Origin of the sequence: Terriglobus roseus (assembly GCF_900102185.1) — a bacterium.
GTDB lineage: Bacteria > Acidobacteriota > Terriglobia > Terriglobales > Acidobacteriaceae > Terriglobus > Terriglobus roseus_A.
The window spans coordinates 1,953,059-1,978,859 of sequence record NZ_LT629690.1; the positions used below are offsets into that span (position 1 = coordinate 1,953,059).

Consider the following 25,801-nt stretch of genomic DNA (forward strand, 5'->3'; position numbering starts at 1 on the left):
ACATCGCTGCGTGGGCGTTTTCGCCATTTATTCGCTATACTGAAAACGCATTATGGGCCCCCTCACCGTGCAACAGAAGCTCGAGATTCTTGCTGATGCGGCCAAATACGACGCGTCCTGCGCGTCGTCTGGCGCCAAGCGGAGTGGCAACAGCAAGGGTGTAGGCCACAGCGACGGTACCGGCATCTGCCATAGCTATACGCCGGATGGCCGCTGCATATCTTTGCTGAAATTGTTGTTGACGAACTACTGCACATACGACTGCGTTTTTTGCGTCAATCGTGTCAGTAGCGACATTCGGCGTGCGAGGTTTACGCCTGACGAAGTGGTCCGGCTCACATTGGATTTCTACAAGCGCAACTACATCGAAGGGCTGTTTCTTTCGAGCGGAATCATCCAGTCGCCGGATTACACAATGGAACAGTTTGTGACCGTGGCGAAGACGCTGCGAACCGTGCATTACTTCGGCGGATACATCCATATCAAGGCAATTCCTGGTTGCGATCGAAGACTGATTGACGAGGCAGGTTTGTATGCCGACCGGCTGTCCGCAAATATCGAACTGCCAACGCAGCAGGACCTGGTGCAGCTTGCCCCGGAGAAGAAATCAGACGTCATTGAAACGACCATGACGCAGATTCGTTTGGGTAAAGAGCAAGCGGATGACAACCGCAGGCACTTTGCCCATGCTCCGGCGTTTGCACCCGCTGGTCAAAGCACGCAAATGGTCATTGGAGCCACGCCTTCAACCGATCGCGAAATCATTGCGCGCTCTAACCGGCTGTATACCGACCACAAGCTGCGACGGGTGTACTACACAGGCTTTTCGCCGTATCCGGAAGCGGATACACGGCTGCCATTGAAGGCTTCACCCATGCTGCGTGAGCATCGGCTCTATCAGGCAGATTGGTTGATGCGGCACTATGGCTTCGCCGCAGAGGAGATTACGACAGAAGATGCCCCTGATCTTGATCTTGCATCGGACCCGAAGCTGGGATGGGCAAAACGGCATCCTGAATTCTTTCCTGTCGATGTGAACTCCGCCCCGCGAGAGGTGCTGCTGCGGATCCCAGGGCTTGGATATCGAAATGTGGACAGGGTTTTATCGATACGTCGCTACCACCGGCTGACAAGTGATGACCTGCGTAAACTGCATGTCCGCTGGAAAGACGCTGAGCAATACGTCGTCGCCGAGGATCATCTGCCGCTGGAAGTCTCCGTCTCCGAGACCGGTGACACACTCACGCCCCTTGCACAAAACGCTCCATCTTCCGCGCGTCAGATGACTTTGTTTGAAGATGTGGCGCGTTCCGCCATGTGGGGTTCGTTATGAACGCCGTTGATGTGATGCGCGTGCGTGTCGTTCCAGACTTTGCGCAATGGCGAGCACTTGCTCGTGCTGTCGTCAGCAAAAAGATTCCGCCTGAGTTAATCGACTTCTATGACCCGGCATTTGCGACGACACAGAAGTTGTTTTCAGAAAATGACGATTACTCAACAGAACTGATACAGGATGTGCCCGATTCAAAACCGCATGTTCCCAAACGTTTCCTGGAAACGGCAATCATCGCAGCATGTCATCGCGACCCACAACGATGGAACTTGCTGTACAGGCTTTTGTGGCGATTGCAGACAGAACGCGAATTGATGAAAGTGCAGGTGGATGCTGACGTGAACGCCCTACTGCGGTTGGAGCAGCAGGTGCGACGCGACGAGCACAAAATGCATGCCTTTGTACGATTCCGTCGGGTGGAGGATCCGGATGGCGTGGAACGGTTCATTGCCTGGTACGAACCGCAGCACCACATTCTGAAGCTGGCAGCACCATTTTTCGCGGAACGTTTTGCGGTGATGCGTTGGACCATTCTTACGCCGGATGGCTCGGCATTTTGGGATCCCCCCACAAAGCAACTGGAGTATGGGCCACCGGTCCCGCGTGAACAGGCTCCGTCAGGCGATGAATTAGAGGAGTTATGGAAGAGCTACTATGCGAGCATCTTCAACCCGGCCCGACTCAATCCAGTCGCTATGCGTGGTCACATGCCGATGCATTACTGGGGCAACCTGCCGGAGATCGAATTACTCCCACAGTTGATGTCAACCGCAGTGAAACGCGTTGAGGGCATGGTTTCCGCACAGGCCGGAAAGCCGAGTGCGGCTCCGTTCGTCCCGGCGAAACACACCTTGACTGTGATTCGCGAAGCGCTGCCCACATGCAAAGGTTGTGATCTTTACCAACACGCAATCCAGGTCGTGCCAGGCAGAGGTGCTAACCATGCGCCGCTCATGCTGGTGGGTGAGCAGCCCGGAGATCAAGAAGATCTGCAAGGTCTTCCCTTCGTCGGGCCAGCAGGAAACGTATTGAGAAAGGCTCTAGCGGAAGTTGGAATTGCCGACGGCGATATTTTCATGACAAATGCTGTGAAGCATTTCAAGTTTGTGCAGAGAGGAAAACTGCGTTTGCACCAGAACCCCAGGATGAGTGAGATCACTGCGTGCAAACCGTGGCTGTTAGCCGAACTCGACGCCGTCAAACCGAAGCTGGTTTTGTGTCTGGGGGCTTCTGCCGCAAAGTCCCTTCTTGGAGGAACGTTTGGACTGATGCGAGACCGAGGCAAGGTGCTTTCAACCCCCTTCGCAGAACATGTCATGGCGACAATTCACCCTTCGGCTGTTTTGCGGGCACCGAACGATGAGATGCGCCATACGTTGTACGAACACTTGCGAAATGACCTGCTGGCCGCGTACCAGTTTGCGATGAAGGCCGCGTAACCTGTCACCAACTACCGGGTTGAAACAAAGCCAGCCCGGCTGAGGATAAGATGTCCTTTGGGGCTTTTAGCGCCCATGTGGATTGAGAGTTTTTACATGATGGAATCGACGTACACCCCTGAAGGCTTTTACGAACACGCAATCAGCAGCCCACGCGCTCTTGCCGCCACGCTGGACCATACCCTGCTGAAGGCCGATGCGACACGCGCACAAGTGTTGCAGATTTGCGAGGAAGCGGCACAGTATCGCTTTGCATGCGCCATGGTGAATCCGTTCTGGGTGTCCACGGCAGCCGCGGCATTAGCTGGCACAGGCGTCCCAGTGGGTGTTGTCATCGGATTTCCGCTCGGCGCATCCCTTGCCGAATCGAAGGTTGACGAGGCCAAGCGTGTCATCGCGCTCGGCGCTCATGACGTAGACATGGTGCTCAATATCGGAGCTCTCAAGGGTGGCGAATATGACACGGTCGCCAGTGACATTCGTGGCGTAGTCGATGCGGCGCATGAGCGCGGCGCCATTGTGAAGGTCATTCTGGAGACAGCCCTTCTAAATTTCGAAGAGAAGTTGCGTGCCAGCGAAATTGCCGTAAACGCTGGCGCAGATTTCATCAAAACCAGCACTGGCTTCTCCACTGGGGGCGCCACGGTAGATGACATTGCTCAGATGCGCAGTGTTGCAGGGCTGCGCTCCGGCGTGAAGGCATCGGGAGGCATCCGCTCCTTGGCCGACGCGAAGGCGATGCTGAAGGCAGGCGCAAATCGCATTGGCGCAAGTGCCAGCGTGCGCATTGTTCAGGAGCTGACCGGAACGGCCAAGGGTGACTCCGGCGGTTCCGGCTATTAAAGAAGGACCGCACCTCTGCTACAAAGGCAAGCAGGTACATGGCCGCACAGGAAGACAAGGGAAAGCGCGAAGGCAAACCGCTGCGTGTGGTAACGCGGTCGCGCGCCTCTGACGCTTCTGAGGTGCGGCTGCAAGCCGTGGATGAAGCAGAGACTCTTTCGAACGAGTTTGAGGGCGATTATCGCCCCAGTCCTGGCGCGCAGGCAGACGATACGATCCGCGTCGACATCCCGAATCATGACATGGTGATTGACCCGGTTTCACCAAACCATCCGGAAAATCGGATTCGTGTGCATTCCGAGCATGTGGACTTTCTTCAGCGTCTGGCCGATGCGCTAAACAATACGCTGGATCTGCAGACGCTAATGCTTCGCGTGGCAGAACTGGTGCGGGCCGTGGTGGACTACCGCATCTTTGCCATCCTACTGATTAACGACCGCACGCAGGAATTATGGATGCGCTTTCAAGTCGGTCACACGCCTGAAGTGGAGCGCATGCGTCTGAAGATGGGCCAAGGCATTGTGGGCCAGGCTGCAGCGACACGAGCATCTGTCCTGGTGGATGACGTTACCCATTCACCGCACTATATCTCTGCCAATCCTGCCGTAAAGAGCGAACTTGCCATTCCCCTGATCATTAAGAATCGAGTCATTGGCGTGATTGATCTTGAAAGCGAACAACCAGGGGCATTCACGCAGGATCAGCGACGTTTATTGGAGCTTGTCGCTTCTCGTATGGCTGTGGCTGTTGAGAATGCCCGTCTGTATACGCGCCTTTCCCGGCAAGCGCAGACATTGACCGTGTTGGCTGAAATCAGTCGTGAGCTCACAGCGATCCTTGATCTTGATACGCTGCTGGAACGCATTGGCACTCTGCTGAAGCGGGTGGTGGACTTTCAGATGTTCACTATTTTGTTGTGGAGTGAAAGCCGACAGCAGTTTATGCATCGCTTCTCAACGCGTTTTGGTGAACGCGTCCAACGTGACCGCAACGCAGAGATGGGTAAAGGCATCTTTGGCATCGCAGCAGCCCAGCGCCATCCAATACTGGTTCCGGATGTACGTAAAGATCCGCGCTATCTGGGCGACAGCACTCCCAGCGGCGAACGAGGTTCCGGTGAAGTGCGTTCCATGATTGCGGTACCGCTGATTTACAAAGAGAAGGTCACGGGCGTTATCGCGCTGGAGCACACCCGTGTCAACTACTACAACGAAGATCATCAACGCACGCTGACCACTCTGGCTGGTCAGATCGCCATTGCCATTACGAATGCGCGGTTGTACGAACGCATCTTCGAAGAAGAACAACGCATGGAACGCGACCTGCAAATGGCGCGTGAGGTGCAGATGCGCCTACTGCCTCCGCCTCCTCAGCCACTGCCACATGCGCAGTTTGCGGCAACGTTTCTCCCGGCACGTTCCATCGGTGGCGATGTTTATGACTTCATCGACTATGGCAATGGCCGCGTAGCAATTGCTGTGGGCGACGTTAGCGGAAAGGCCGCACCTGCTGCGCTCTATGCGGCGTTGGTGAGCGGTATTCTTCGTTCTGTCGCCACGCAACATCTTTCTCCTGCAGCCATGCTAGCGGAACTAAACAATCAGTTGCAGGAGCGCAAGCTTGACTCGCAGTACGTCACCATGCTCTTTGCCGTGTGGAACGACGACGAACGAACACTCAGTCTTGCGAATGCGGGATCTGTGCAACCCATGTTGGTCTCGTCCGATGGCGAACAGATGAGTACGCGCTTGATTGAAGCGGAAGGTTTCCCGCTGGGTCTCTTTCCCAACGCTGAATATGAAGAGTTCACCATCAGCACCAGACCCGGTGACCTGCTTGTCTTCTTCTCCGATGGCATTGTCGACGCGGAAAATCGTAGCGGTGAGATGTTTGGCAATGATCGCCTGATTGACGTCCTGAACAATCTGCGAGAATCAGATGCAGATACCGCAGTCAAGGCGGTATTGGAAAGCGTCTCCAAATTTCAGGACGGACACGAACATTTTGACGACGAAACCCTGCTGGTACTGCAGGTTCGCTGATCCTTCACTCACAACCATTAGAATGGTATCCATGTCACACAACGGAACCACGGAAGTTGTGCGTCCAGCACGCACCGTCCGCGGCAGTGTTCGACTGCCCGGCGACAAGAGCATCTCGCACCGCTATGCCATGTTGGCGGGATTGGCCAATGGCACGTCGCGCTTCGCAAACTTTTCCACCGGCGCCGATCCGCACAGCTCGCTGAGCTGCATGGAAGCGTTGGGGGCGACCGTTGTAAAACGTCCGGACGGCGTCATTGAAGTTACCGGCGTGGGTGGCACATTCCAGAAGCCCACATGCGACCTGGATTGCGGCAACTCTGGTTCCACCATGCGCATGCTTGCTGGCCTAGTCGCCGGCCACAAAGGTACGTATCGGTTCGTTGGTGATGCTTCCCTAACCAAGCGCCCTATGCAGCGCATCAAGGGACCGCTGGAGCAAATGGGTGCGCAGGTGGAATTGACTGAGGGCCATGCCCCAATGACGGTTCACGGTGGGACACTAACTGCGATCGAATTCAGCGCACCGATTGCCAGCGCGCAAGTAAAGACTGCCGTTTTGTTTGCAGGTCTTGGAGCAGAAGGCACCACAACGCTGCAGGAGGCTGTTCGTACACGAGATCATTCCGAACATGCACTTCGTGCCTTCGGTGTAGAACTGGAGCGCGGTAAGGATTCCATCTCCATTCGTGGTGGACAGCAGCTTCAAGCAATTGAAGCAACCGTTCCGGGCGATCTCTCTTCTGCAGCTTTCTTCCTGTGTGCGACCATCCTCTTCCCTGATGCGCAGCTTGTGCTCGACGATGTGGGTATGAATCCCTCACGCTCCACGCTGCTGGACGTACTCGCATCCATGGGCCTGCAAGTGAAGGTCTTGAACCTGGAAGAAAAGCATGGCGAGATGATCGGCACAATTCAGGTGAACGGTGCTGCGGAACTCAAAGGCGCCGAGATCGTGGGCGATCTCCCGGCCCTCATCATCGATGAACTTCCTGTTCTTGCTGCAATCGGGCCATATACAAGCACCGGTGTGACCATCCGCAACGCAAAAGAACTTCGCGTGAAGGAATCCGACCGCATCGCTCTTGTCGTACAGAATCTGCGTGCCATGGGCGCGGAAGTGGAAGAGTTCGAAGACGGTCTGTACGTTCCTGGTAATCAGAAACTTCGCGGTGGCATTGTCGATTCTGCCGACGATCATCGTATTGCGATGGCGTTTGCTATCTGCGCACTGCGCGCAGAGGGGGAGACCACCATTCATGGCGCAGAGGCCGCTGCCATCTCGTTCCCGGAGTTCTTCCCTCTGCTTAACCAAATCTCGGAGCGATAGAGCGCATGACCAACATGCCGCCTATTGAGATTTTCATCGCAGAGGTGGAGGCTTTCGGCGGCGCGGAGCGCGCCGACCTTGCACTCTCACGCTGGCTTTATGACCATGGCATCGCGAATCGGATCCTTACATATCGAGATTCCGTTGGTCTCGCAAAATACGCATCGCACCCCGTCGATGTGATTACTCTAAATCCAGCCGGTGGGTTTCGCAGCAAACTAGCAGTGCTGAAGCAGCACTTTGCAGGCGTTTCAGCACAACCGCGACTCATCGTCTCCGGGTATCAGCCTGCGCTTCATGCCACCCTGGTTGGAGCGCGTGGCTTTCATTGCCTCATGCATGATACTCCAGCTCTTTTCAGTGATGCAGCCCATCGCTCACTGAAAGCGAAACTGCGCATCAAGCTGCAAAACTTCCTGACGGCTCGCGGTCTACGTTCAGGAGGCACCACCATTGTCACGAGTGAATTTCTCCGGTCTGAATGCCGCAAAGATTTTGGCATCGAAGCACAAATCGCACGCATGGGTGGCCTACCCTCTGCGGATGGCTTTCATGAACGCGCTTACTCCGGAACGCTAAATCTTCTTTCCGTTTCACGCATTGAAAACAACAAACGCGTCGACTGGATGCTGCAATCGCTCGCAGCCCTGGAGCATGAGACAACTCCTCTATCATCGCGCTTCGACTGGCAACTGCGGCTAGCAGGAAAAGGCTCGCAGATTGACGCACTGCGAAGCATGGCAGAGTCCCTCGGCATCGCACAACGTGTCCATTTTCTCGGTTTTGTTTCCGACGGCGAACTCAAGCAGCTGATACAAGAGTCGCATCTGTTTCTCATGCCAGCCTTACAGGGCTTTGGCATTCCTGCAGTGGAGGCGCTGCAATCCGGTATGCCTGTACTGCTTCATCGTGAAAGCGGCGTAAGCGATATTCTGCTGGATACTCCGTGGGCGACTGTCTTTGAGGGTGGCGCGAAGGCCATGGCTCCAGCACTACTGCAGGCGATGACGCAAGCAGCGGAAGGGCACCATCTTGGTCATCCTCTTCCTCCGATCAATACTGAAGAGGAATGGGCTGAACGCGTAGCAAAACTTTGCCACTGGGTCTGATCAGTTTGTTTCGTAAACACGTTCGTTGCCAAACGAACTACATCTTGTACTGCCCCATGTCATCATCGCCCAGGCCCTCAAGCCAGCGGCGGAGCTCATCGGAGTTTACGTCGCGACTTCCCTTCTGCCCTGCCTTTGCCGCTTCCATCACGGAGCGGTTGACGTAGATTGGGCAGTCCGCACGCATTGCTAACGCCAACGCATCCGAAGGCCGAGCATCCATCGTTGAGATCTCGCCGTTGCGCTCCATCCAGAGGATGGCGAAGAACGTGTCATCCTTCAACTCTGAGATCACAACACGCGTTAAGCGCACATCGAGCGATCGCAATAGATTGCGCATAAGATCGTGGGTCATCGGCCGCGGCGGAGCATTCTTCTCAATCTCCAGCGCAATCGCATTTGCTTCAAAGATACCTACCCAAATGGGCAATACATCATCGCCATTTACATCCTTCAGCACCACCATGGGCATATTGGTGACAGGGTCCATCATCAGTCCGCGAATACGGACTTCGATCTCCTCCCGCGTATTCTCGGAGGCGATGGAATCACGAAGCTGCTGTGCGGAATCGCTCATGCGGCACTCACTGCCTCGCCAACAAGGCTGTTCGGAAACGTCTTCGTCACACGTACATTCAGATAGCTACCAATTGCGGGAAGAATCGGAAGCGATGTCGTAAAGTTCAACGTCTTATTCTGCGAAGTGCGACCAGTAACCTGGCCTCGTTGATGGTTATATCCCTCGACCATCACTTCTACGATCTGATTAAGGTGACGCTCGTAGCTGATACGCTGCCTCTCGCGCTGCGCTTCGAGAAGACGTTGCAGACGCGACGCTTTCACCTCATCGGACACTGTCTCAGCCATGCCGACAGCAGGGGTATTGGGGCGCGGTGAATACTGGAACGCAAAGACGCCATCGTATCCCACCACGTCCAGTAGGCTCATCGTCTCTTCGAAATCTTCCTCGGTCTCGCCAGGAAAGCCAACGATAATATCCGTCGTCATGCTGATATCGCGCTTAGCTGCCTTGATCCACGCAATGCGCTCCAGGTACCACTCACGAGTGTATTCACGCTGCATCGCCTTCAACACCGCCGACGAACCACTTTGCACTGGCAGATGAACGTGATCGCAAATGGAAGGCATAGCGTCTATCACCTGCACAATGTCAGGCGTAAAGTCACGAGGGTGCGATGTGGTGAAACGCACACGGCGGACACCGGATAGCTCACCGACCATCGCCAGCACATCCGCAAAACTCTTCTTGCCCAGCGGATCATGGTAGCTGTTCACGTTCTGGCCAAGAAGCTGAATATCCGTATATCCAGCTTCTGCCATGCGCTTCGCTTCAGTAAGGATGCTTTCTGATGAACGCGACCGTTCCTTGCCACGCGTATACGGAACGACACAGTACGAGCAGAACTTATCGCAGCCCTCAATGATGGTGATGTATCCACGATGAGGATTCGAACGAGCGGTGAATTCGGTGTCGAAGGTCTCTTCCGTCTGACGATCATCCAACCCGGTAATGCGCTTCTCGCCTGCTTCGAGACGTACCAACATCTCTGGCAGGTTGCGATACGACGCGGAGCCGGAAACCAACGACACAAACGGCGCCTTATCAAAAATCTTATTGCCTTCCTGCTGCGCCACGCAGCCCAGCACGGCAAATTTCTTTCCCTCGCCCTGCATGCGCTTGTATTCGTTCAAGCGATGGAAGACCTTCTGCTCCGCCTTATCGCGGATGGAGCAGGTGTTGTACAGGATGAGATCGGCCGCCTCTTCATCCTCCACACGCGAATAGCCCTCATGCTCCAAAGTGCCAATGACTTTTTCGGAGTCATGGGCGTTCATCTGACAGCCAAAGGTTTCGATATAGAAGGTCTTCGCGGGGGTACTCATCACCCCCTAAGTATACGTCCCCCAGAAATTGAAGGCGAATTTGAGGCGAAAACGGCTCATATTCACGCGAGCCATATAACTGGCGGCAATGTCCGCTTAATCCAAATGCGTAATTACAGCTGAGTGAGCGTCGTCCGTCGGCCGAATACATATGCAACTTATGCTTTAGAAGCACCTACGCCCTGCAAGAGCTATACCGCAACTGGGATTGCTTTTGCCAGATGCTTATACGCCCTGTAGGAGATGTCGATCTATGGCTACCAGCTGGAATCTCAACCGGCGACAGTTTCTCGCTGGTTCAGCGATTTGCCTTGCCGACAGCTTCGTCAGTCCTCTCGGGCATAGGCCACGCCAGGAGCTCAATCTGCATCTGGCCTCCTCCTCTCTGGAAATCGCGAACAATCGATTCATCCGCACGACCAGCTACGCGAACTACCCTGCTGGCTCGGTGGTTCGGTTACAGCCAGACAGTTTTACCGACATACGCATCACGAACAGCACCGATCAAGAAGAGTTCGTACACTGGCATGGCCTTCGCGTGTCAGCCTCACTGGATGGGACGCCGGAAGAGGAAAGCCTAAGCGTCTCCGCTGTCGGCGTGCTGAGCTATGCACTGCCGCCGAGCGAGCCAGGATTTTATTTTGCGCATTCACATGCCATGTGCGAACACGATCTCTCGCGTGGTCCATACAGTGGGCAGTTCGTGCCGATGGTTATCGGTTCATTGCAATGTACTGAGCATTTTGATCGCGAAGTCTTTCTTACCAGCCATGAGTGGGAGCCCAGTGTCTTCGATACCGCAGGCAACGAACGATCGCTGGAAGCGATGCATCATCTACGCGTCGACTCAGAATCCGAAGAGGGTGAAGAGGTTCCTGATGATGGATGGGATATCGTGTATCGCGCCGCAACTATTAACGGCAAGATTCTTGGAGAAGGCGAACCCATACGCGTCAGAAATAACGAGCGCATCCTCTTTCGCATTTTGAATGCCAGCGCAACGGAACGATTGCAACTATCGCTTCCTGGTCACCGCTTTCTTGTTGTTGCGCTTGATGGATACCCTGTTCCTAAACCAGCTTTTGTTGAAGTTGTCGAATTAGGTGTAGGTGAGCGACTAGATGCAATTGTCGTTATGGACACCCCTGGGATATGGGTTATGGGCTCACCCGAGGATAGACATCGCGCACTTGGAATGGGAGTTGTCGTCGAATATGCGGATCGCTCCGGAAAGCCAATCTGGAGTCCGCCCGCAGGGACTTCTGCCTGGGACTATCTTCGTTTCTCAGGCTCTGCTGTAAATGCCGCTCCCTGTCTTAGCAACCTTTCTTATCGCATAGAAAGACGACCTTCAAGGCCTGACGGATTCGAACGTTGGGCTATGGTTCCGTTGTCCTCTGCACAAGAGACGCTGCGTGTGGGCGAGCGATGCCGTATCACTCTTCTCAACAACTCTGATGAAGCGCATCCCATGCACCTTCACCGCTTCCCTTTTGAGTTGACGAGTGTTTCAGGACAACCATGTGCCGGCATCCGTAAAGACACAGTGGTTGTGCCTCCATTTCAACAAGTTCAATTCGATGTTCAGCCCGACAGTAGTGGGCCCACGCTATTGCATTGCCATAACCAGATGCATATGGACTGCGGCCTCAAGACTCTCCTCTCTATTTCTTAGAAAGTAAGCCCTGATGAATTCATTACGCGCGACACTGCTTCTGACTTTAGCTGCCTCTTCCATATCCGCCGCTGCACAACCAGGCAAAGCTCTACTTCCAGAACTGATTCGCACTGTTCCCTCTCCATATCGCGAAGAACTGGAAACGCTCCACACTGCTATCCCTACTGAGGAACAACAGGCCGCGCTACAAAAGATTGCCGCTCAGCCAGAAGCAGGCCTCATCCTTGCGCTGAAGTACATCGGACAACAGCCGCAGGCCTTTGATTTTCTGACAAAGCAGCTCTCGAAAGATACGGATGCGAATCACCGCCTTCTGATCCTGACGCAGAGCCTGCGTGGACAGGTTCGCTCTCTGCAGGCTTCGTCCCGATCCCTCCATTCTCCTTCTGCCGTACGCGCTGAGCTTGCAGAACAGCCTGAGAAGAGAATGCAGCTTCAAACCATCCTGGAACATCTCGTCGCTACAGATTCAAATGCGGACGTCGCGCTTGAAGCGGCACGTGATCTGCGCAAGTTGAACTGGGGTGTAAATGGACAGTTTCTTCTAAAGGCCGCGGATAACGCACATCAACGACAAGATACAGCCGGAGAAACGGCGCTACGCAAGGAAGCCTATGACTGGCTTCCCTACGATGAACAGGTCAACTTGCCCACGTTTCTTCGTACCCCTCCACCGGTTTTCTCAGCGGTCCCGGAAAGTAAAGCGATTCGCGTGCTCGCCTTCGGTGATTTTGGAAACGGCTCTCCTGCACAAAAGCAACTCGCAGCAACGATGCTTACTTACAGTAAGCAACATCCGTTCGACTTCGGTATCACGGTCGGAGACAACTTCTATCCGCGCGGGGTATCCAGCCCCGATGATCCTCATTGGGTAAATGATTGGGAAAAGGTGTACGGGCCGCTCGGAATATCGTTCTATCCCGCTCTCGGCAACCATGATTACCTCCAAGCCGATGGTCCCGCAGCTGAGGTGATCTACACACACAAGAGTAAGACCTGGCACATGCCCGCCACTTTCTACACCTATACCGCGGGGCCTGTGCAGTTCTTTGTGATAGACACGATGGAGATGTCAGACACAGCTCTGTATCAGCAGCAACTGGCATGGCTCGACGCAGAGATTGCCAAGAGCAAAGCGCGCTGGAAGGTTGTTTACGGCCATTACCAGGTTTATTCAGCTTCGCGTGGTGACGAGCAGAATCTGATTGATCGTCTTATGCCAGTTCTTCGCAACGGCGTCAACCTTTTCTTGTGCGGTCATGACCACAACCTGCAGGAACTGCAATCAGATGGCGGTGTGAGTTTCTTTGTAAGCGGAGCCGCCGGCGCTTCTCTGTATGACTTTACGCAGAAGAACTACACCCGCACGACATTTCAGGCGAAGCAGAACGGGTTCAATGTCATCGATGCCGATCAGAACAGCCTGAAGGTATCAGTGATAGGCATGGATGGAACCATTTTAAAGAGCGTGGATATTCATTAACGATGGAAGGGCTTGTGAAGCGGCCCCATTGTTTCTCAGGCTTTTCAAATCAATTGTTCTTTATGTTTGTTCTTTAACAGTGAGCTTTGGGGATCGCATGACCGCTTCTCATTCAGGCCTTACACGTCGGAATTTCGTGATTCTAGGTAGCGCCTTCGCCAGCAGCCGTTTCTGTAACGCCCTTGAACCTACAATTGGGCAAGTAGTCGCTCAACCCTATTTCGCGGCGGCGAATCGGTCGATCCAATCTCTGGCGCGTCTCGGTTCTCCCATACGTTCCGCTGATGCAGAACAAATCGCCGTTCTGACGCAACAAAATGATCCTCAGGCAGTAAGCAAAGCAGAAGAGATACTCAGCCGCTACACATTGGCGAAACTCTCTCTCGGGCCCAATGGCGCTCCTCAAATTGCTATCGGTGAGGCTCCAAGACAACTTGTCGAACAAGGATGGCGTGTGTTCCTTGTGCGCGTTGAAAATCCATCTGGCCAAAAGGGATCGCTCGTCTTTACAAGTGGAACTCGGACGATTGGCAATCTGGAAATTGTCAGCAAAGGAGCTGCGCAACGTACTGCGCTAGCGGATGCCCTGTACAAGGGACCGATGATCGAGGAGATGTGGCTCGCAACGGAGTTGTACGAACCTACCCCCATCCTCAGTGGAGGTGTAGCAGTTGCGACAATACCTCTTCCTGAGATTCCGATTGAGTATCACATTGTGCAGCTATTCAGCCGCGATCATGGACCACGTACTACCAGCTTCTTTCTAAACGTTCTGATGGGATCAAATGATCACGCCTTCCATCCCGCGCACCGACAGTTTGATTTCGAGTGCCTTCCATCTCACGAAATACCTTTACGAATTCTCGATACCAACGGGAACGGCTGTGTTGCTTCGCTAACCATCAAAGACAAACTCAATCGTGTCTATCCGCCAAAGGCGATGCGCCTTGCTCCTGATCTATTCTTTCAAGAGCAGGTATACCGAGCCGACGGTGAAACAGTGCGCTTGACCGAGGGAGAATACCTGGTTAAGAGTGAGCGCGGCCCAGAATATCTTTGCGGCACTAAAGCGGTGCAGATACGTGGAGCTGCCTCTGTCATTGATGTGAAGCTAGAGAGATGGATTGACCCTTCGAAGTGGGGGTTCTACTCCGGGGATACACATATTCATGCCGCAGGATGCTCTCACTACGAAAGGCCCACAGAAGGTGTCGGGCCTGAAACATTGATTCGACACATCCGCGGTGAAGCTCTGACAATTGGAGATGCTCTCAACTGGGGCCCAAGTTGGTACTACCAGAAGCAATTCTTTTCAGGCAATGCCGAGAGCCCCGTTGCAGCACTCGAACATCCTGAGTTGCAGAAAGCCTATGGCGTTACTCTTCAACCACAGACCACACGCGAAGATGTAGAAAGCATCATTCGTTATGACGTCGAGGTCTCCCAGTTCCCGTCCAGTCATGCAGGTCACTTAGTTCTATTGCAGCTGAAAGAACAGGACTATCCTGGAGCGCAACTTATCGAAGATTGGCCATCGTGGAATCTGCCAATTCTTAAGTGGGTAAAAGCACAAGGTGCCTACGGGGGCTACGCGCATTGTGGCCTTGGAATGGTGGTTGATTCCACTGACCTTCCGAACTATGAAATCCCTCCCATGGACGGCATCGGCACACAGGAAGCAATCATCGATGTCACGCACGGATGCGTTGACTTTCTCTCCGGATGTGACAGCCTTCCAGTTGCAGAATTAAATGCTTGGTATCACATGCTCAATTGCGGATTTCGTATGGCCATGGTTGGCGAAACGGACTTCCCCTGCATGAGCGATGGACGCGTGGGAGCAGGCCGCAGCTATGTGAAGCTTGGAACTCGTCCCAACGGCAATTCTGGATATACGGCTTGGATAGAAGGCCTCTTTAAGCCGCATCAATATTGCGGCGATGGCCGTAGTCATGTTCTTGAGTGCAAGGTAAACGGCCAGCCTCTTTCGGATTCCGACTTAGTCCTTGAATCCGGCGAGACTATCAATGTCGAAGTACTAATAGCCGCACGTCTGGAACCCGAACTTACGCCGGAGACCAAGGCACGCCGAGCAAACGAATCGGGCTACGACATCGAACGCGCACGGATTGGTAATACACGGCAAGTGCCTCTCGAACTGATCGTGAACGGATTGCCCGCAGCGATTATCAACATCGTGGCGGATGGAGTACCACGCGCTGTGGCTCTGAAGGCTAAGATTTCACGCAGTTCCTGGTGGGCTCTTCGCGTTTTGCCGTCCCTGCACACCCATCCATCCTTCGTGCGTGTTAATAACAAGCCCGTCCGAGCTTCGAAGAAAAGCGCAGAATGGTGCCGCGCATGCGTCGATAAAGTATGGGAAGTGAAATCGCCATTCATGCGGGAGAGCGAGCATCCGGCCGCTGCTACAGCATTTGAGCATGCACGCAAGACCTACGAACAGATCGCATCGGAGTGCGAGGTCGTATGATGCGTTCCGCGTGGCTCGTGACGCCATTCTTCCTGTTCGCATCGCTTTGGAGCAATGCTCAGGAGCATCTGCACCAGGGCGGAAAGCCCGGCAGCGCAGCACCGATCACGATTACCATCAATCCGGAATCGAGAGTCAGCGTGGTCCTTTCTGGATCACTCCCCGTACAAGAACGGTGTGGGGTCCTGACAGCTCTACCAATCAAAGTCATTAATCAGAGTTTCGCGACGGTTCGGCTAGAAGCAAGCCTTATCAACAATTCGTCCTCTTCCGGAGTCACAATTGAGTTTCATCCTGAACCCTTAAGAGGGATACCAGAAGAATTCCGTAGCCTTGGTATCAGGCTGGCTCAATCGGGCCCAGTAGACATCACAATCTCTTTTGGCGCGCAGCATGTGGCCCACGATCTTGGCGGGCGAGATCAAATTCACTTTGTGATGCACTGTTTCCCCTCTCAGCCCGGGTGGTAGCTAGATGTGCGGAACTTGATTAGAGAGACAGCAGATCCGCATCCATTAGTGCGCCGCTGCCGTCGGAACAGTTGTTGATGAAGACGCCGCAGCATGTGCAGCCGCGGTACGATTCCTCTCTGCTATGAAGTCATCTAGGCTAAGTCTGCGGTTATCCTTCGTCTGCACAAACACGTGACCAGCCATCACGCCGCCTCCAGTCGAGCGAAGAACATGGAAGATGCTATAGCCCTCTCTGCTTCGATATCCGAAGACCATGAGATTATCACTGCGATCTTCTTCAAAGACAAAATGAATGGTTGGATCGCCAACCTTATCTCGCAGCAGTTGTGATTCCGCCTCAACACCTGCGGCGTGGGCCCGTTGGAACTCTGGATCATCCGCAGGAGTGAAGGTGCCGATTCGGTGATCATAACGAGACGTGGCGAATCTCTCCCGTAGAAGATGAACAAGATTCATCTGGAAGCTGTTGTCATCGGAGGCGCGCATATCATCTAGATCCAAATAGCCAAGGTCAAAACTATCAACATTGAGAGCCTTAAACGTGGGACTACCTTGCTGCGTAAGTGCCGCTGATGTAACCAAACGCAGAGGTACAGTATCTGCCCGATCGATAAAGCCGCGCATTTGCTGGTCAAATGCCGTTAGGTGCGATGCATCCAATACTGTGTATGTAATCTGCGGTCCGGTCAATGCATATTGCATTCCCGTAGAAAGGCGGTTCATGCGATCAAGCAATTCCTGCCTGCGACCGAATGCCGATGCTTCGCCGCGTCCCACCTGACGGATCTCCACCTTCGCCTGCACATGTTTTTGCGTGGCAGAAAGCATGGGCCGATCTTCTCGGGACTTTCTACCGCCTTCGCCACCCTGTTGCTGGATCGCATGAGAGATCTCATGCGCCAGCAACTCCTGCCCATCAACCGCTGCGGGGTTATAACGTCCTGGTGCAAAGACGATGTCGCTACCCAATGTATAAGCCCTCATGGATTGTTTCTCGGCTTTGTGGGCGCTCTTCCCGTCTCGATGAATTCGAATGTGCGAAAGCCCACGCTCAAACCGCCGCTCCATTACGGACTGGGTAACCGTGTCGAGCGGCTCACCACCTCCACTCGATTGATCTCTTAGTTGTTCATACTTTGTGGCGGATTCCTTCGCGCCTATCTCTCGTTTTTGCCCCTGTACCTTTGGTGATGACAAGCGCACGCCGGTTTCTCGTCTAGCCACATGACTAGCCATTCGATCTGCCTGTGCCTCCAACTGCTCGTTGCGCGGGGTATCCATTCGTGGAGAAGGACGGGCAGTCACTATAGGCGCATCTTTTCCGCTAGTCCCGTTTACTGAACGAACAGAACGGACTGACGATAATGACACCGCTCCATGAGAAGCAAACTGTTTAATAGGTTTTGGAAGCGATGCAGCATGGAGGGTGTCATTGCCTTGACGACGCATCGCAAAGCTTTTGCTCTGTTTACCAGCCGCATTGGCATGTTTCATGGTCATCTCATGCAGCTCTTAAGCGGTGGCATACCCGCTACTGTGAAGACGCGTGCAATGACGATAGAAATCAGGTGACTCCCATCGCATCCGCTCTTCCAATCGCTTCATGATCGCCGGATGCGATTTTGCATCGCCCAGCAGATGAGTAAAACCAACTCGCGCTGCACGGTCTTCTTCATAAGCCTGCTCAAACGATGGGAAAAGGTATTCCATCTTTACGCGTGAAAAAGGCGATTGCGGATGAGCACGATGGTAGCGAACACATGCATTCAGAAGAAATTGCTCCACAATCATGTTGAAGCCTTCCTTTTCAGGAAAGCGATCCCACGCAGGCATGCTTGTGGGATTCGTGACCAGATCCATGGCAAGCCTTGAGAAGTACTGGAGAAATTGGATATCTGTTCCTCCCATAATTCCGCAATTGTCCTCGCTGAATCGGTCTGAGTGTAGGGAGCGCGCCCACGTCCACTCAACAGGCAATTCCAATGCTTGATCCTGAAATGCCTGCTCAACATAGGCGGGGCCAGACCACTCCCAAGCAGTATGAAAGTATTCCGGACACTGCGTGAATACTGGAGCTGAAAGCAATGCAGCCGGCAGCGGCTTCCAAAGAAACACATCGTTGTCGATGTGGCAGAAGGGTTGTGTCTGCATGCTGTAGGCAACCAGTTTCCCGAATGCCCACCAACCTGGGTCTACATTTTGGAACTGCTGCAAATCTTCGCTGACCTCATCAAAAGCAAGCCCGAGACGGTCCACTAACAATGCTTTGCCTGGCTTGTCTGTAATCAACAGAACTTTGTCAAAATGCTGCTTCGCCAGTCGCACCGACAATCCCCACGACAGCAGATGGTGGAATGGGGTTGCCCATATTCGGCCCTTGTATGCAGTGAACGGTTTACTCCAAAACGAAAATACTGCTTGCATAGGACTCCCACCTCCCTGCATCAACGGATAATGATCGGCACCTGCGCGCCAGTGATCGTGAACGTCGCAGTTTGCGTATCGTTTGGCAAGGAGCTCAGCGCTGCCGTCACGGTAAAAGAAATGGTTGTCGGGCCAGGATTGCTCTTTACCGTGATGGCAACCTGCCCAGTGCTGGAACCAGCCGGGATAACGACGGAGTTTGCAGCCAACACAGCCACTTGCGCATTTCCCGCGAGGCTCAGGTTTACCGTTGCACCTCCCGCCGGTGCAGGGATGCTTAGAGTGACAAAGATTAGCGGGGACACAGTCTGTGGAGGGATCCCCGCAGTCGCTATTGTTTGAACAGCGGTAACAACATTGAGGGCATTGACGACGAGGGTGTACGCCGCATAATTTGGCGCGACTGACTTCAGAACTAATGCAGCGGAAAGATAAAACCAGCTTTCGAAATCAGCCGCGGCATCATTGTTTCCGGAGGGAAGCTGCAAGTCCAAACGCTGTGATCCGTCCGCTTGTGTCACCGCAACAGCAAACGTTTCTCCGTCCAGATACACGGTATTGCTGCCCGAAACACCGAAGATGCGGTTACCGAGCAAGCGGACACGCACCCGTGCGTATGCATTGAATCTTGCCTCTGTCGTCAGCAAGGTATTAAGGTAATTCAGCATCTGGGGATTCTTAGCCACCTGCCACGAGAGAGTGTTCCCTGCAGACGTAATAGCACCGTCAACAATCAGCGGTTGGCGAATCGCAATTGGATTTTGCGTCGGTTTCTGGTCGTAATTCGGAACGATTTCCATGGTTACAACGAAGACCGCAGCAGATACTGGAGACGTCAGGGCAACATCCAGATCCACTTCAAGGCCGTTAGCAGCGAGCTGGTCAATACTCATAAGGCTATCGTTTTGCCAGCTTGTTTTCGTCACATGCATCGCTGGCTTTGCAACGGTAAGCCCAGTGAGTGGTGGAAAGATTCGGCGGCAATCGGACACTTGAAAGCCACCCTGTTGCAGATGGGTATAAGTAATGTTAGCTGTTCCAAGCGTGATGCAAGCCAACGGTGCCCGCGTAATCTTTGCCCTATGAGCGAATTGATATAACTCTCCGTTCGAACCACACGGCGGCCATTCGATGGCTCCAGTTGCAGCTCGCGCAGGGACAGTCCACGCATCGCCTGCACGAAACGTTCCCTTCTGAAAACTCACTTCAATTCCGTTCTCCAACGCAACCCAAGCGCCACCACCAAGCAACACTCCGTTCGAGGCAGCACTGGTTCCGGACTGATCCCACCGCCGCACGCGTGCGTTCTTCGTGGTATCCACCGGAAGAACCGTTGTGAACATAGTTAGTGTGCGGTTTGCAATATCAATGCTCTTTATCTGGTAAAGCGCCCCGCTAACATTGGGATCAGGCCCAAACAGATTGCTATCGTCCGAAATCTCCACCCACTGATTGGGCGCAAAACCGAGATTGCTGTCAGGTCCTAACGAATCAACGCTAATGTCAGCGCCTTGAACCGAGATAACGCTCGCGACTACGGAGCCGTTTTCGCGCGACCATTTAAACGTGGCGGTTGAGACGTCACCAGCCTGATGAATTTCTACACGATAAAGCTGGTTCTCCAAGCCAACGTATCCGCTAGAGGCGACCGGATCACATCCACAGGTATCCGATGAGGGGTTCGTCTGTGCCGCCATCTTCGGAGGAAGAAGCTGCAAGCGCTGACGGTACATCCCATCGCAGCAACTGCCATTCAATTGGTTGGATATACCCAACTCAGCAACAACACGCCACACTGTTTGCCGTCGCGCTGTGGTCTCAGCCGCCTGCCCAAGTGCGGGCTCCAACAGGCAAGAGTCTTCACGTGCGGTTACAAATCGTTCCCACACTTCAAGCCACACAAGAAGCGATGAACTGCCTTGCGTATCAAGGAGCATTCGCAGCAATTCGGCGGCGGTGTATTCCGGTTGAATCAGGAACGGTTGGCTGTCGAAATCGCCATCGCTCGTCGCTTCGCAGAGCAGGCCATCAACGTAATAACGTCCGGCGCTGAACTGAAGCTTGCCATCGTTGATAGAGATGGCAAAGCCATCATCACCTTCCGGGCCGCCGTACTCTCCAATAATGTCAACGGTCTCTGTGGTTCGGAGATACGAGTCAATGTCACGCTGCTCATTCGCATCCGCGTCGAGTGCAACACGGCCTTGTTGTTCAAGGACAGCTGTATAGTTTTTTGCCGGGTTAAATCGGATCCGGCTAAAGTCGCCTCTCATGTCCTCACTCCTTACGAATCAGATCGTTTAAAGCAACCCGATTCCAATGCCGCTAACGCCCTCTACGGACGTTCCATCCTCACAGCAATCCTCAGAAGTCCGTACGCCATACCGCGTTGGCCGGCGGGGTGCTTCGCAACACATCTTGGGCGTAACCAAGAAGATGCCCGCCTCCATCCCCACAGGTAGGTATTCCGGAATACGAAGCTGTGTGTTCTGCAACGCTTCCGTCTCCTGTATCCCGTGCATCACCCCGATCTGTCCACCATCGTCTGCTCCGTTCCACACGGCGAGTGACGTCCAGGTTGATAGCAAACCGTAAGCCGGATGTCCGTATCGAAGTGCAGCAAACATGGGCGCGAAAGCCCCTTCAGTAATCGCCGAAGTAGGGAGACACTTATAACGGCGCGGTGTGATCGATGCGAATGGCAGTGAACAGAACCTCACGCAGCCCGTTTGTGAACGGCTGCACCACACTGCCGCTTGCCATGAATCATTCCGTGCAAGGCGTGATCGAAAGATCGTGTTTGACGCCAAAGGCAAAGTGCGCACACGCACCTTGCCGATCACTGTGCTGTTTTCAATTTGAAGATCACCACCTTGCAGTGAGGGCTCCTCTCCCGCGTAAGCGATGCAGCAAGGCGATCCCGCATCCAGCAACACTTCGCAAAGCATGGCTGTAGCGCTGTCAATTACAGCCAGAGGCCCAGTCAGAGTGTTTTGAATTGAAAGCGATGTGCCTTCCGAGCGAACCGTAATACTTGGTTCGCGCGGACCATCCGTACCGGCGCCGTTCAATTGCACCGCCGCCGGAAGCAGCGTGCAATGCTCCACTGACATGGCAATGGCTTCACCATCGACATTAATAGAGCCAAGAAGCCTAAGCCCGTTCAGCGCCAGCCGTCCCGCTGTTCCGCCCGAGGAAGAGGGATCCCCTGTTACTGCAATATCTGCACTAATGGTGGCTCGTGACTGTGTCGCCGTATATCCGCTGTTCACGCCATCTGCTACATGCACGGTAGCGGAAAGGATTGTGAGCGCATTCCCCGCAGCGATGTGGATGTTCAACGTATCGGCACAATCAATACGCGCATAATCCAGAATCACAATCGATCCCGTTGTTCCAGCGGGCTGCACATTCCATGCGGCAATCGCATCTTCCAAAGTGGGAGTTAACGATGAGCCAACAACGGCGAGAAATGTTCCCGCCGCAGAATCACTTGTTATGTTGAGGGAGCGGTCATAAGTGCCGCCGCCGATCTCTGCAGCAAAGCCGTATGCATAACGCACCAGAACTTCCGTGGGTTGCCCCCACTCCTCTGCAAGAGCAATGCGTCCACACTGTACGTCAATCGTCACTTTATGTGGAACACCGCAGCGCCATACGCCTTCTTTGCCGGAAAGGCGCTTCCATGCGATGTTCTCCGGTTCCACTGCAACACCATCAATCCATACAAAAATGCTCTTCGATTCGCCATAAAAGTCTTGTGTGGCAGTGCGAATTTCGTGCAAGGAGATGGCATCGGGAACATCCATGCGCCCCGTAATGTGGTCGAACGGAGTTCGTAATGCAGGTACCGTGAAGAGCGGTGTATCCAGGCCTGCGAGGTCGAATCTGTATCTTCTTTCGCCCGCCTGCAGTGCTGGAGCTTTATCGACCAGGAAACTGCGGCACCGCCAGATGTGTAACGCAACATCCGGAAGGTTGTACTGACCTGCTCCATGTAGCCCAATGTCAACTGCAGCTATGTCAGGATCTGCAACTGCGCGAACTCGCGGCGAGATTCTGCGAACATCGGCACGATGGCTGACACTGTCAAACGGCCCAGACACCTCTTCCATGATTTGCTGCTGCCGCACCAACGCAAACGCAGGTTGTGTTGGTGTTATACATCGCATGCTCTGGAACGTGAGTGTGGTCTTGAATCGTTCTGAAAGATGTACAGCTCGCGCGGACACATCTGAGCAGACCTGCTCCAGCGCAATGGCTGTTCCCTTGCGCCTGCGATAGCCGATGGTGTTCGCTACTTCGGCACGTGGGCTATACGAAGCACCATCAACAGCACGGATGGGCAGATAGCCGATTAGATCTCCTATATATGGAACAGCCCATGAGGAACTAGTCTCAATAAACTGGTCCTCGTAAAGCTGGAGAATGTTGTCCTGAACAATCCCAGCCTGTTCTCCCAACACCTCCATCAGGGCTTCCAGAGGACCACCCGCGGCGGCGTCACGGACACCGTAGATCGCTGGCAAGAGCCGCATTAAATCCTGACCGGTAAGATTCATTGCCATCCCCCCAGTCCTGCGCGGGAAGCGGGATCCAGCAAGAGCAACTCTGCTCCTACTAACGCGCTGTTCTGTGTGGTGGTTGGTCCGCTCGCGCGCAACATTCCACTGATGGGAATACCTAAGTCATTACCGCTGCGATATAGCCCTTGCAATTGAACCGCCTGCACGCCCGTGCAGTTTTGTATGCGTTCAATCACATCGCTGGCGGCTACTCCCTGCTGGAATTCGCGGTTCGCAAAACTGAAAACCTGTTGCAACGAGGCCCATACCTGAGCTGTCACATCATCTACCGCGTATTGTGTGGTGTCGATCTTTAAGCCTGCTGCAATCGAAAAGAGCACAGGGCGATACGGAACCACGCGGACCGGGATGCGCCCCGTCCCGTAGTTACGAAGATCATCAAGCAGATGAAGAGCAACAGGATCATCTGAAGTCAGTGATGTTCCATTTGCTCCAGAAATGGTCACGAGGATACCGCGCTCGCGGCCCAACCAGCTCCATACTGCCAAGGCTTTTCCAATGCCCGGGAACGCGCTAGAGTATGCCTGGAAGTCCTCCAGCGTGACCACCCGTCCAAGTGTCAGAGTCGGCAGCGGTGCTGAGGTCCTAGCATCGGCTGGCGTCGCAGGATCAGCTCCACCTGTGGCTCCGCTTGGATTCGCAACTCCCTTCAGCCCTTGCGGCCGATCCAGCAACTGTGAAATTTGACCTGCACTTACCATTCCTGCAGAGCCAATTCCCTTGCGATATACCGCACGGATGTTTGATTGACCTGTGGGTGTGCGCGCGCCGCGGAGCCCATCGCCAAATTGCACGAATGTATTTCCACTTTGGTCGGCACCGGTCACATACACGCGGTCTGCAGGCCCAGAGGTCATGAAGTTCGCAACCTCGGTCCACTTTTGACTGTTCACCCAGATCTGTAGCGTGGATGTGATCCCGCCGCCAGAATCGGAACTTACATATGTGAGGGGTGTCTGCTTCAGCGTGAATAACAACGTGGGATTGGTCCCATCACCATTGCCCAGAATCTCATGGACGGTCTCGCCGTGCGTCGCGTCCATTGTGTTGGCGTTAACAGTTACGGTTTTGACGTCATAGATACCCTGCAAATCAGACACGAGTTGTAGCGTTGCTACATCACCCTGAATTGTGACAGAGGCAACGCGGGCCGCTTCACCCACTACAGCATCGTCGCTCGAAGATGCTTCCAAACGGAATCCGCTTCCGTCCACAAGATGCAGAGTGCCTGCAATGCCGCTAACTGTACTTACCTGCCACGCGGTTCCACCGCCTTCCGTAGCGGGTTGATAAGCATTCACCAGATATACCTGGTTATCTGTCACTGCTTGGTTTGTGGCAGTATCCTTCGGAACAAAGCTTGAAGAGCCCGCAAATAAGACGCGCAAGCGTACAGCTTTACCTTGGACTACAATAGGCACGCCCTCCGCAATGCCTTGGCCACCAGTAATCGTAAGCGTGCTACCAGAGACAGGGACAAGCATATCTGCGTCCAACGCGTACGGCGGTAGCGATGCAGATTCTACATAGGGAGCTCTTAACGGAAGATTTGCAACGGTAAGTTGTCCGCTAGCCGCATACACAGTTGCTGTCCTTGAGAACGAAACAACTGTGCCGAGCAGACTATCCAGGGAAGTAGCAGCAGCGCCCTCTATCACTGCATAGGAAGAAAACTTCAACGCAGTGGATTTAGAAGTCAGTGTGTATAGATTCGGATTAAGATCGCGAACTCCGTTGACTTGCAGCAACGCTGTACTTCCACCTCCCGACAACACCGCCCACTGCGGGTTCTCGCCGGAAGGAACAAGCCCTGCATATTGACTGTCCAAATACACTTCACTACTTCCACTCGTGTACTGAAACTGCCAATCCGTCTGAGGGCTTGAAGGATATCCAGGCGAACTTGTGATGCCTCCAGGAGTAAACAGAAGAGGATTGGGTGCCTGTGATCCAAATAACGAAGCCTTCTTACGCAATGCATACACCACAACCTGATCCGCACCCGATCCTGCGTTAAAGGACGACAGCGCCCGATCCCAACTCACCTCAGTAATACCGTCGCTGCTCTTTACCTCGACTGCAGTAACGATGCGTAAATCAGCAGGCCCTGTTGCACTTGGGAGACCGTTGGTTGCCGCAACAAATAGCAAGGCATCGCCCGTTTGTAAGCCTGTGCTCACACCCGCCAAACAGGTTCGCGTATCGCCTCCCGCCAAGCTCCAAGGCAGAGATGCCAACGCTGGCAACTCATTCCACCCAATGTGCGCTTGCAGGTCAGCTCCTGTCTCAAACACCTGCGGCAAACCTCCCGGTGCAGGAATGCTCTGCGCACGTGTACCTGCAGGGATCACCACGGACTCCGGTGCTCCCGGCGCGCTGTTTAGCGTGAATGCGAGTACAGCTGACGCCGCAACTCCAGGCGATGGAACATACCCAACCAACCGAGTAAGCTCAAAGATCGAACGCCCCTGCACTGCTGTTCGGAGATAAGCTTCGTTGGCTAGTCGTTCCTGATAAAACGTCAGCACATCCAATGACACTGCCCAGCCATCCAGCAGCGCCATCGTGAAGTCGGCACTGTCACGTGTTGTTAGCCCTTGCAATGCCGGAAGGCTTGTATCGGAAAGCGCTGCACTCATGCTTTCCAGAAAGGTTCCATATCGTC

The 25,801-nt window shown here is 54.0% G+C and carries 17 protein-coding genes; 10 read left to right on the forward strand and 7 right to left on the reverse strand.

Going from position 1 to position 25,801, the window contains the following annotated elements:
- Positions 1 to 52: 52 nt before the first annotated feature.
- The 6 genes from BLT38_RS08350 (at position 53) to BLT38_RS08375 (ending at position 8,096) form a co-directional block, all read left to right on the forward strand.
- Complete coding sequence (locus BLT38_RS08350) at positions 53 to 1,333, forward strand: putative DNA modification/repair radical SAM protein (protein WP_083344750.1); 1,281 nt, start codon at positions 53 to 55, stop codon at positions 1,331 to 1,333.
- A complete protein-coding gene (locus BLT38_RS08355) occupies positions 1,330 to 2,772 on the forward strand; it encodes a UdgX family uracil-DNA binding protein (RefSeq protein ID WP_083344751.1) in 1,443 nt (480 codons plus the stop codon). Before BLT38_RS08350 ends, BLT38_RS08355 begins: the two co-directional genes overlap by 4 nt.
- A 96-nt stretch (positions 2,773 to 2,868) precedes the next feature.
- Positions 2,869 to 3,615, forward strand: a complete 747-nt coding sequence (gene deoC, locus BLT38_RS08360; protein ID WP_197674949.1) for a deoxyribose-phosphate aldolase — start codon at positions 2,869 to 2,871, stop codon at positions 3,613 to 3,615.
- Between the two features lie 38 nt (positions 3,616 to 3,653).
- Positions 3,654 to 5,657 carry a SpoIIE family protein phosphatase gene (locus tag BLT38_RS08365; protein ID WP_083344752.1) on the forward strand — a complete coding sequence of 668 codons (2,004 nt, stop codon included), beginning with the start codon at positions 3,654 to 3,656 and terminating at the stop codon, positions 5,655 to 5,657.
- Positions 5,658 to 5,688: 31 nt separating this feature from the next.
- Complete coding sequence (gene aroA, locus BLT38_RS08370) at positions 5,689 to 6,987, forward strand: 3-phosphoshikimate 1-carboxyvinyltransferase (protein WP_083347000.1); 1,299 nt, start codon at positions 5,689 to 5,691, stop codon at positions 6,985 to 6,987.
- 5 nt (positions 6,988 to 6,992) lie between these two features.
- On the forward strand, positions 6,993 to 8,096 hold the full coding sequence (locus BLT38_RS08375) for a glycosyltransferase family 4 protein (protein ID WP_083344753.1): 1,104 nt from the start codon (positions 6,993 to 6,995) through the stop codon (positions 8,094 to 8,096).
- Positions 8,097 to 8,133: 37 nt separating this feature from the next.
- Here the strand turns inward: BLT38_RS08375 and BLT38_RS08380 are convergent, their stop codons facing one another.
- Both BLT38_RS08380 and miaB read right to left on the reverse strand, forming a co-directional pair.
- Positions 8,134 to 8,673 carry a bifunctional nuclease family protein gene (locus BLT38_RS08380; protein WP_083344754.1) on the reverse strand — a complete coding sequence of 180 codons (540 nt, stop codon included), beginning with the start codon at positions 8,671 to 8,673 and terminating at the stop codon, positions 8,134 to 8,136.
- Positions 8,670 to 10,001: a tRNA (N6-isopentenyl adenosine(37)-C2)-methylthiotransferase MiaB gene (gene miaB / locus BLT38_RS08385; RefSeq protein ID WP_083344755.1), complete on the reverse strand. Its 1,332-nt coding sequence runs from the start codon at positions 9,999 to 10,001 to the stop codon at positions 8,670 to 8,672. The genes BLT38_RS08380 and miaB overlap by 4 nt, the downstream gene beginning before the upstream one ends.
- 253 nt (positions 10,002 to 10,254) lie before the next feature.
- Between miaB and BLT38_RS08390 the strand changes: the two genes are divergently transcribed.
- The 4 genes from BLT38_RS08390 to BLT38_RS20680 all read left to right on the forward strand — a co-directional run bounded on the left by BLT38_RS08390 (position 10,255) and on the right by BLT38_RS20680 (position 16,123).
- Positions 10,255 to 11,676, forward strand: a complete 1,422-nt coding sequence (locus BLT38_RS08390) for a multicopper oxidase family protein (RefSeq protein ID WP_083344756.1) — start codon at positions 10,255 to 10,257, stop codon at positions 11,674 to 11,676.
- A gap of 13 nt (positions 11,677 to 11,689) precedes the next feature.
- Positions 11,690 to 13,162 (forward strand): metallophosphoesterase, encoded by a 1,473-nt coding sequence (locus tag BLT38_RS08395; protein ID WP_083344757.1) that lies wholly within the window; start codon positions 11,690 to 11,692, stop codon positions 13,160 to 13,162.
- Between the two features lie 136 nt (positions 13,163 to 13,298).
- The gene (locus BLT38_RS08400) at positions 13,299 to 15,653 is read left to right on the forward strand and encodes a CehA/McbA family metallohydrolase (RefSeq protein WP_156785058.1); all 2,355 of its coding nucleotides are present in this window, start codon (positions 13,299 to 13,301) and stop codon (positions 15,651 to 15,653) included.
- The gene (locus tag BLT38_RS20680) at positions 15,650 to 16,123 is read left to right on the forward strand and encodes a hypothetical protein (RefSeq protein ID WP_083344759.1); all 474 of its coding nucleotides are present in this window, start codon (positions 15,650 to 15,652) and stop codon (positions 16,121 to 16,123) included. Before BLT38_RS08400 ends, BLT38_RS20680 begins: the two co-directional genes overlap by 4 nt.
- A gap of 45 nt (positions 16,124 to 16,168) precedes the next feature.
- Here the strand turns inward: BLT38_RS20680 and BLT38_RS08410 are convergent, their stop codons facing one another.
- From BLT38_RS08410 to BLT38_RS08430, 5 genes are read right to left on the reverse strand one after another with little or no spacing between them, the layout of a single operon-like run.
- Positions 16,169 to 17,626 (reverse strand): DUF4157 domain-containing protein, encoded by a 1,458-nt coding sequence (locus BLT38_RS08410; protein WP_083344760.1) that lies wholly within the window; start codon positions 17,624 to 17,626, stop codon positions 16,169 to 16,171.
- Between the two features lie 12 nt (positions 17,627 to 17,638).
- The gene (locus tag BLT38_RS08415; RefSeq protein WP_083344761.1) at positions 17,639 to 18,550 is read right to left on the reverse strand and encodes a DUF6734 family protein; all 912 of its coding nucleotides are present in this window, start codon (positions 18,548 to 18,550) and stop codon (positions 17,639 to 17,641) included.
- Between the two features lie 20 nt (positions 18,551 to 18,570).
- Positions 18,571 to 20,823: a DUF6519 domain-containing protein gene (locus BLT38_RS08420; protein WP_083344762.1), complete on the reverse strand. Its 2,253-nt coding sequence runs from the start codon at positions 20,821 to 20,823 to the stop codon at positions 18,571 to 18,573.
- Positions 20,824 to 20,850: 27 nt separating this feature from the next.
- Positions 20,851 to 23,118 carry a hypothetical protein gene (locus BLT38_RS08425; RefSeq protein ID WP_083344763.1) on the reverse strand — a complete coding sequence of 756 codons (2,268 nt, stop codon included), beginning with the start codon at positions 23,116 to 23,118 and terminating at the stop codon, positions 20,851 to 20,853.
- Complete coding sequence (locus BLT38_RS08430) at positions 23,109 to 25,775, reverse strand: putative baseplate assembly protein (protein ID WP_083344764.1); 2,667 nt, start codon at positions 25,773 to 25,775, stop codon at positions 23,109 to 23,111. Before BLT38_RS08430 ends, BLT38_RS08425 begins: the two co-directional genes overlap by 10 nt.
- Positions 25,776 to 25,801 lie beyond the last annotated feature (26 nt).

Coding starts and splice junctions, on each gene's coding strand:
- BLT38_RS08350 (WP_083344750.1), top strand. CDS start 53: ATGGGCCCCCTCACCGTGCAACAGAAGCTCGAGATTCTTGCTGATGCG.
- BLT38_RS08355 (WP_083344751.1), top strand. CDS start 1,330: ATGAACGCCGTTGATGTGATGCGCGTGCGTGTCGTTCCAGACTTTGCG.
- deoC (WP_197674949.1), top strand. CDS start 2,869: ATGATGGAATCGACGTACACCCCTGAAGGCTTTTACGAACACGCAATC.
- BLT38_RS08365 (WP_083344752.1), top strand. CDS start 3,654: ATGGCCGCACAGGAAGACAAGGGAAAGCGCGAAGGCAAACCGCTGCGT.
- aroA (WP_083347000.1), top strand. CDS start 5,689: ATGTCACACAACGGAACCACGGAAGTTGTGCGTCCAGCACGCACCGTC.
- BLT38_RS08375 (WP_083344753.1), top strand. CDS start 6,993: ATGACCAACATGCCGCCTATTGAGATTTTCATCGCAGAGGTGGAGGCT.
- BLT38_RS08380 (WP_083344754.1), bottom strand. CDS start 8,673: ATGAGCGATTCCGCACAGCAGCTTCGTGATTCCATCGCCTCCGAGAAT.
- miaB (WP_083344755.1), bottom strand. CDS start 10,001: ATGAGTACCCCCGCGAAGACCTTCTATATCGAAACCTTTGGCTGTCAG.
- BLT38_RS08390 (WP_083344756.1), top strand. CDS start 10,255: ATGGCTACCAGCTGGAATCTCAACCGGCGACAGTTTCTCGCTGGTTCA.
- BLT38_RS08395 (WP_083344757.1), top strand. CDS start 11,690: ATGAATTCATTACGCGCGACACTGCTTCTGACTTTAGCTGCCTCTTCC.
- BLT38_RS20680 (WP_083344759.1), top strand. CDS start 15,650: ATGATGCGTTCCGCGTGGCTCGTGACGCCATTCTTCCTGTTCGCATCG.
- BLT38_RS08410 (WP_083344760.1), bottom strand. CDS start 17,626: ATGACCATGAAACATGCCAATGCGGCTGGTAAACAGAGCAAAAGCTTT.
- BLT38_RS08415 (WP_083344761.1), bottom strand. CDS start 18,550: ATGCAAGCAGTATTTTCGTTTTGGAGTAAACCGTTCACTGCATACAAG.
- BLT38_RS08420 (WP_083344762.1), bottom strand. CDS start 20,823: ATGAGAGGCGACTTTAGCCGGATCCGATTTAACCCGGCAAAAAACTAT.
- BLT38_RS08425 (WP_083344763.1), bottom strand. CDS start 23,118: ATGGCAATGAATCTTACCGGTCAGGATTTAATGCGGCTCTTGCCAGCG.
- BLT38_RS08430 (WP_083344764.1), bottom strand. CDS start 25,775: ATGAGTGCAGCGCTTTCCGATACAAGCCTTCCGGCATTGCAAGGGCTA.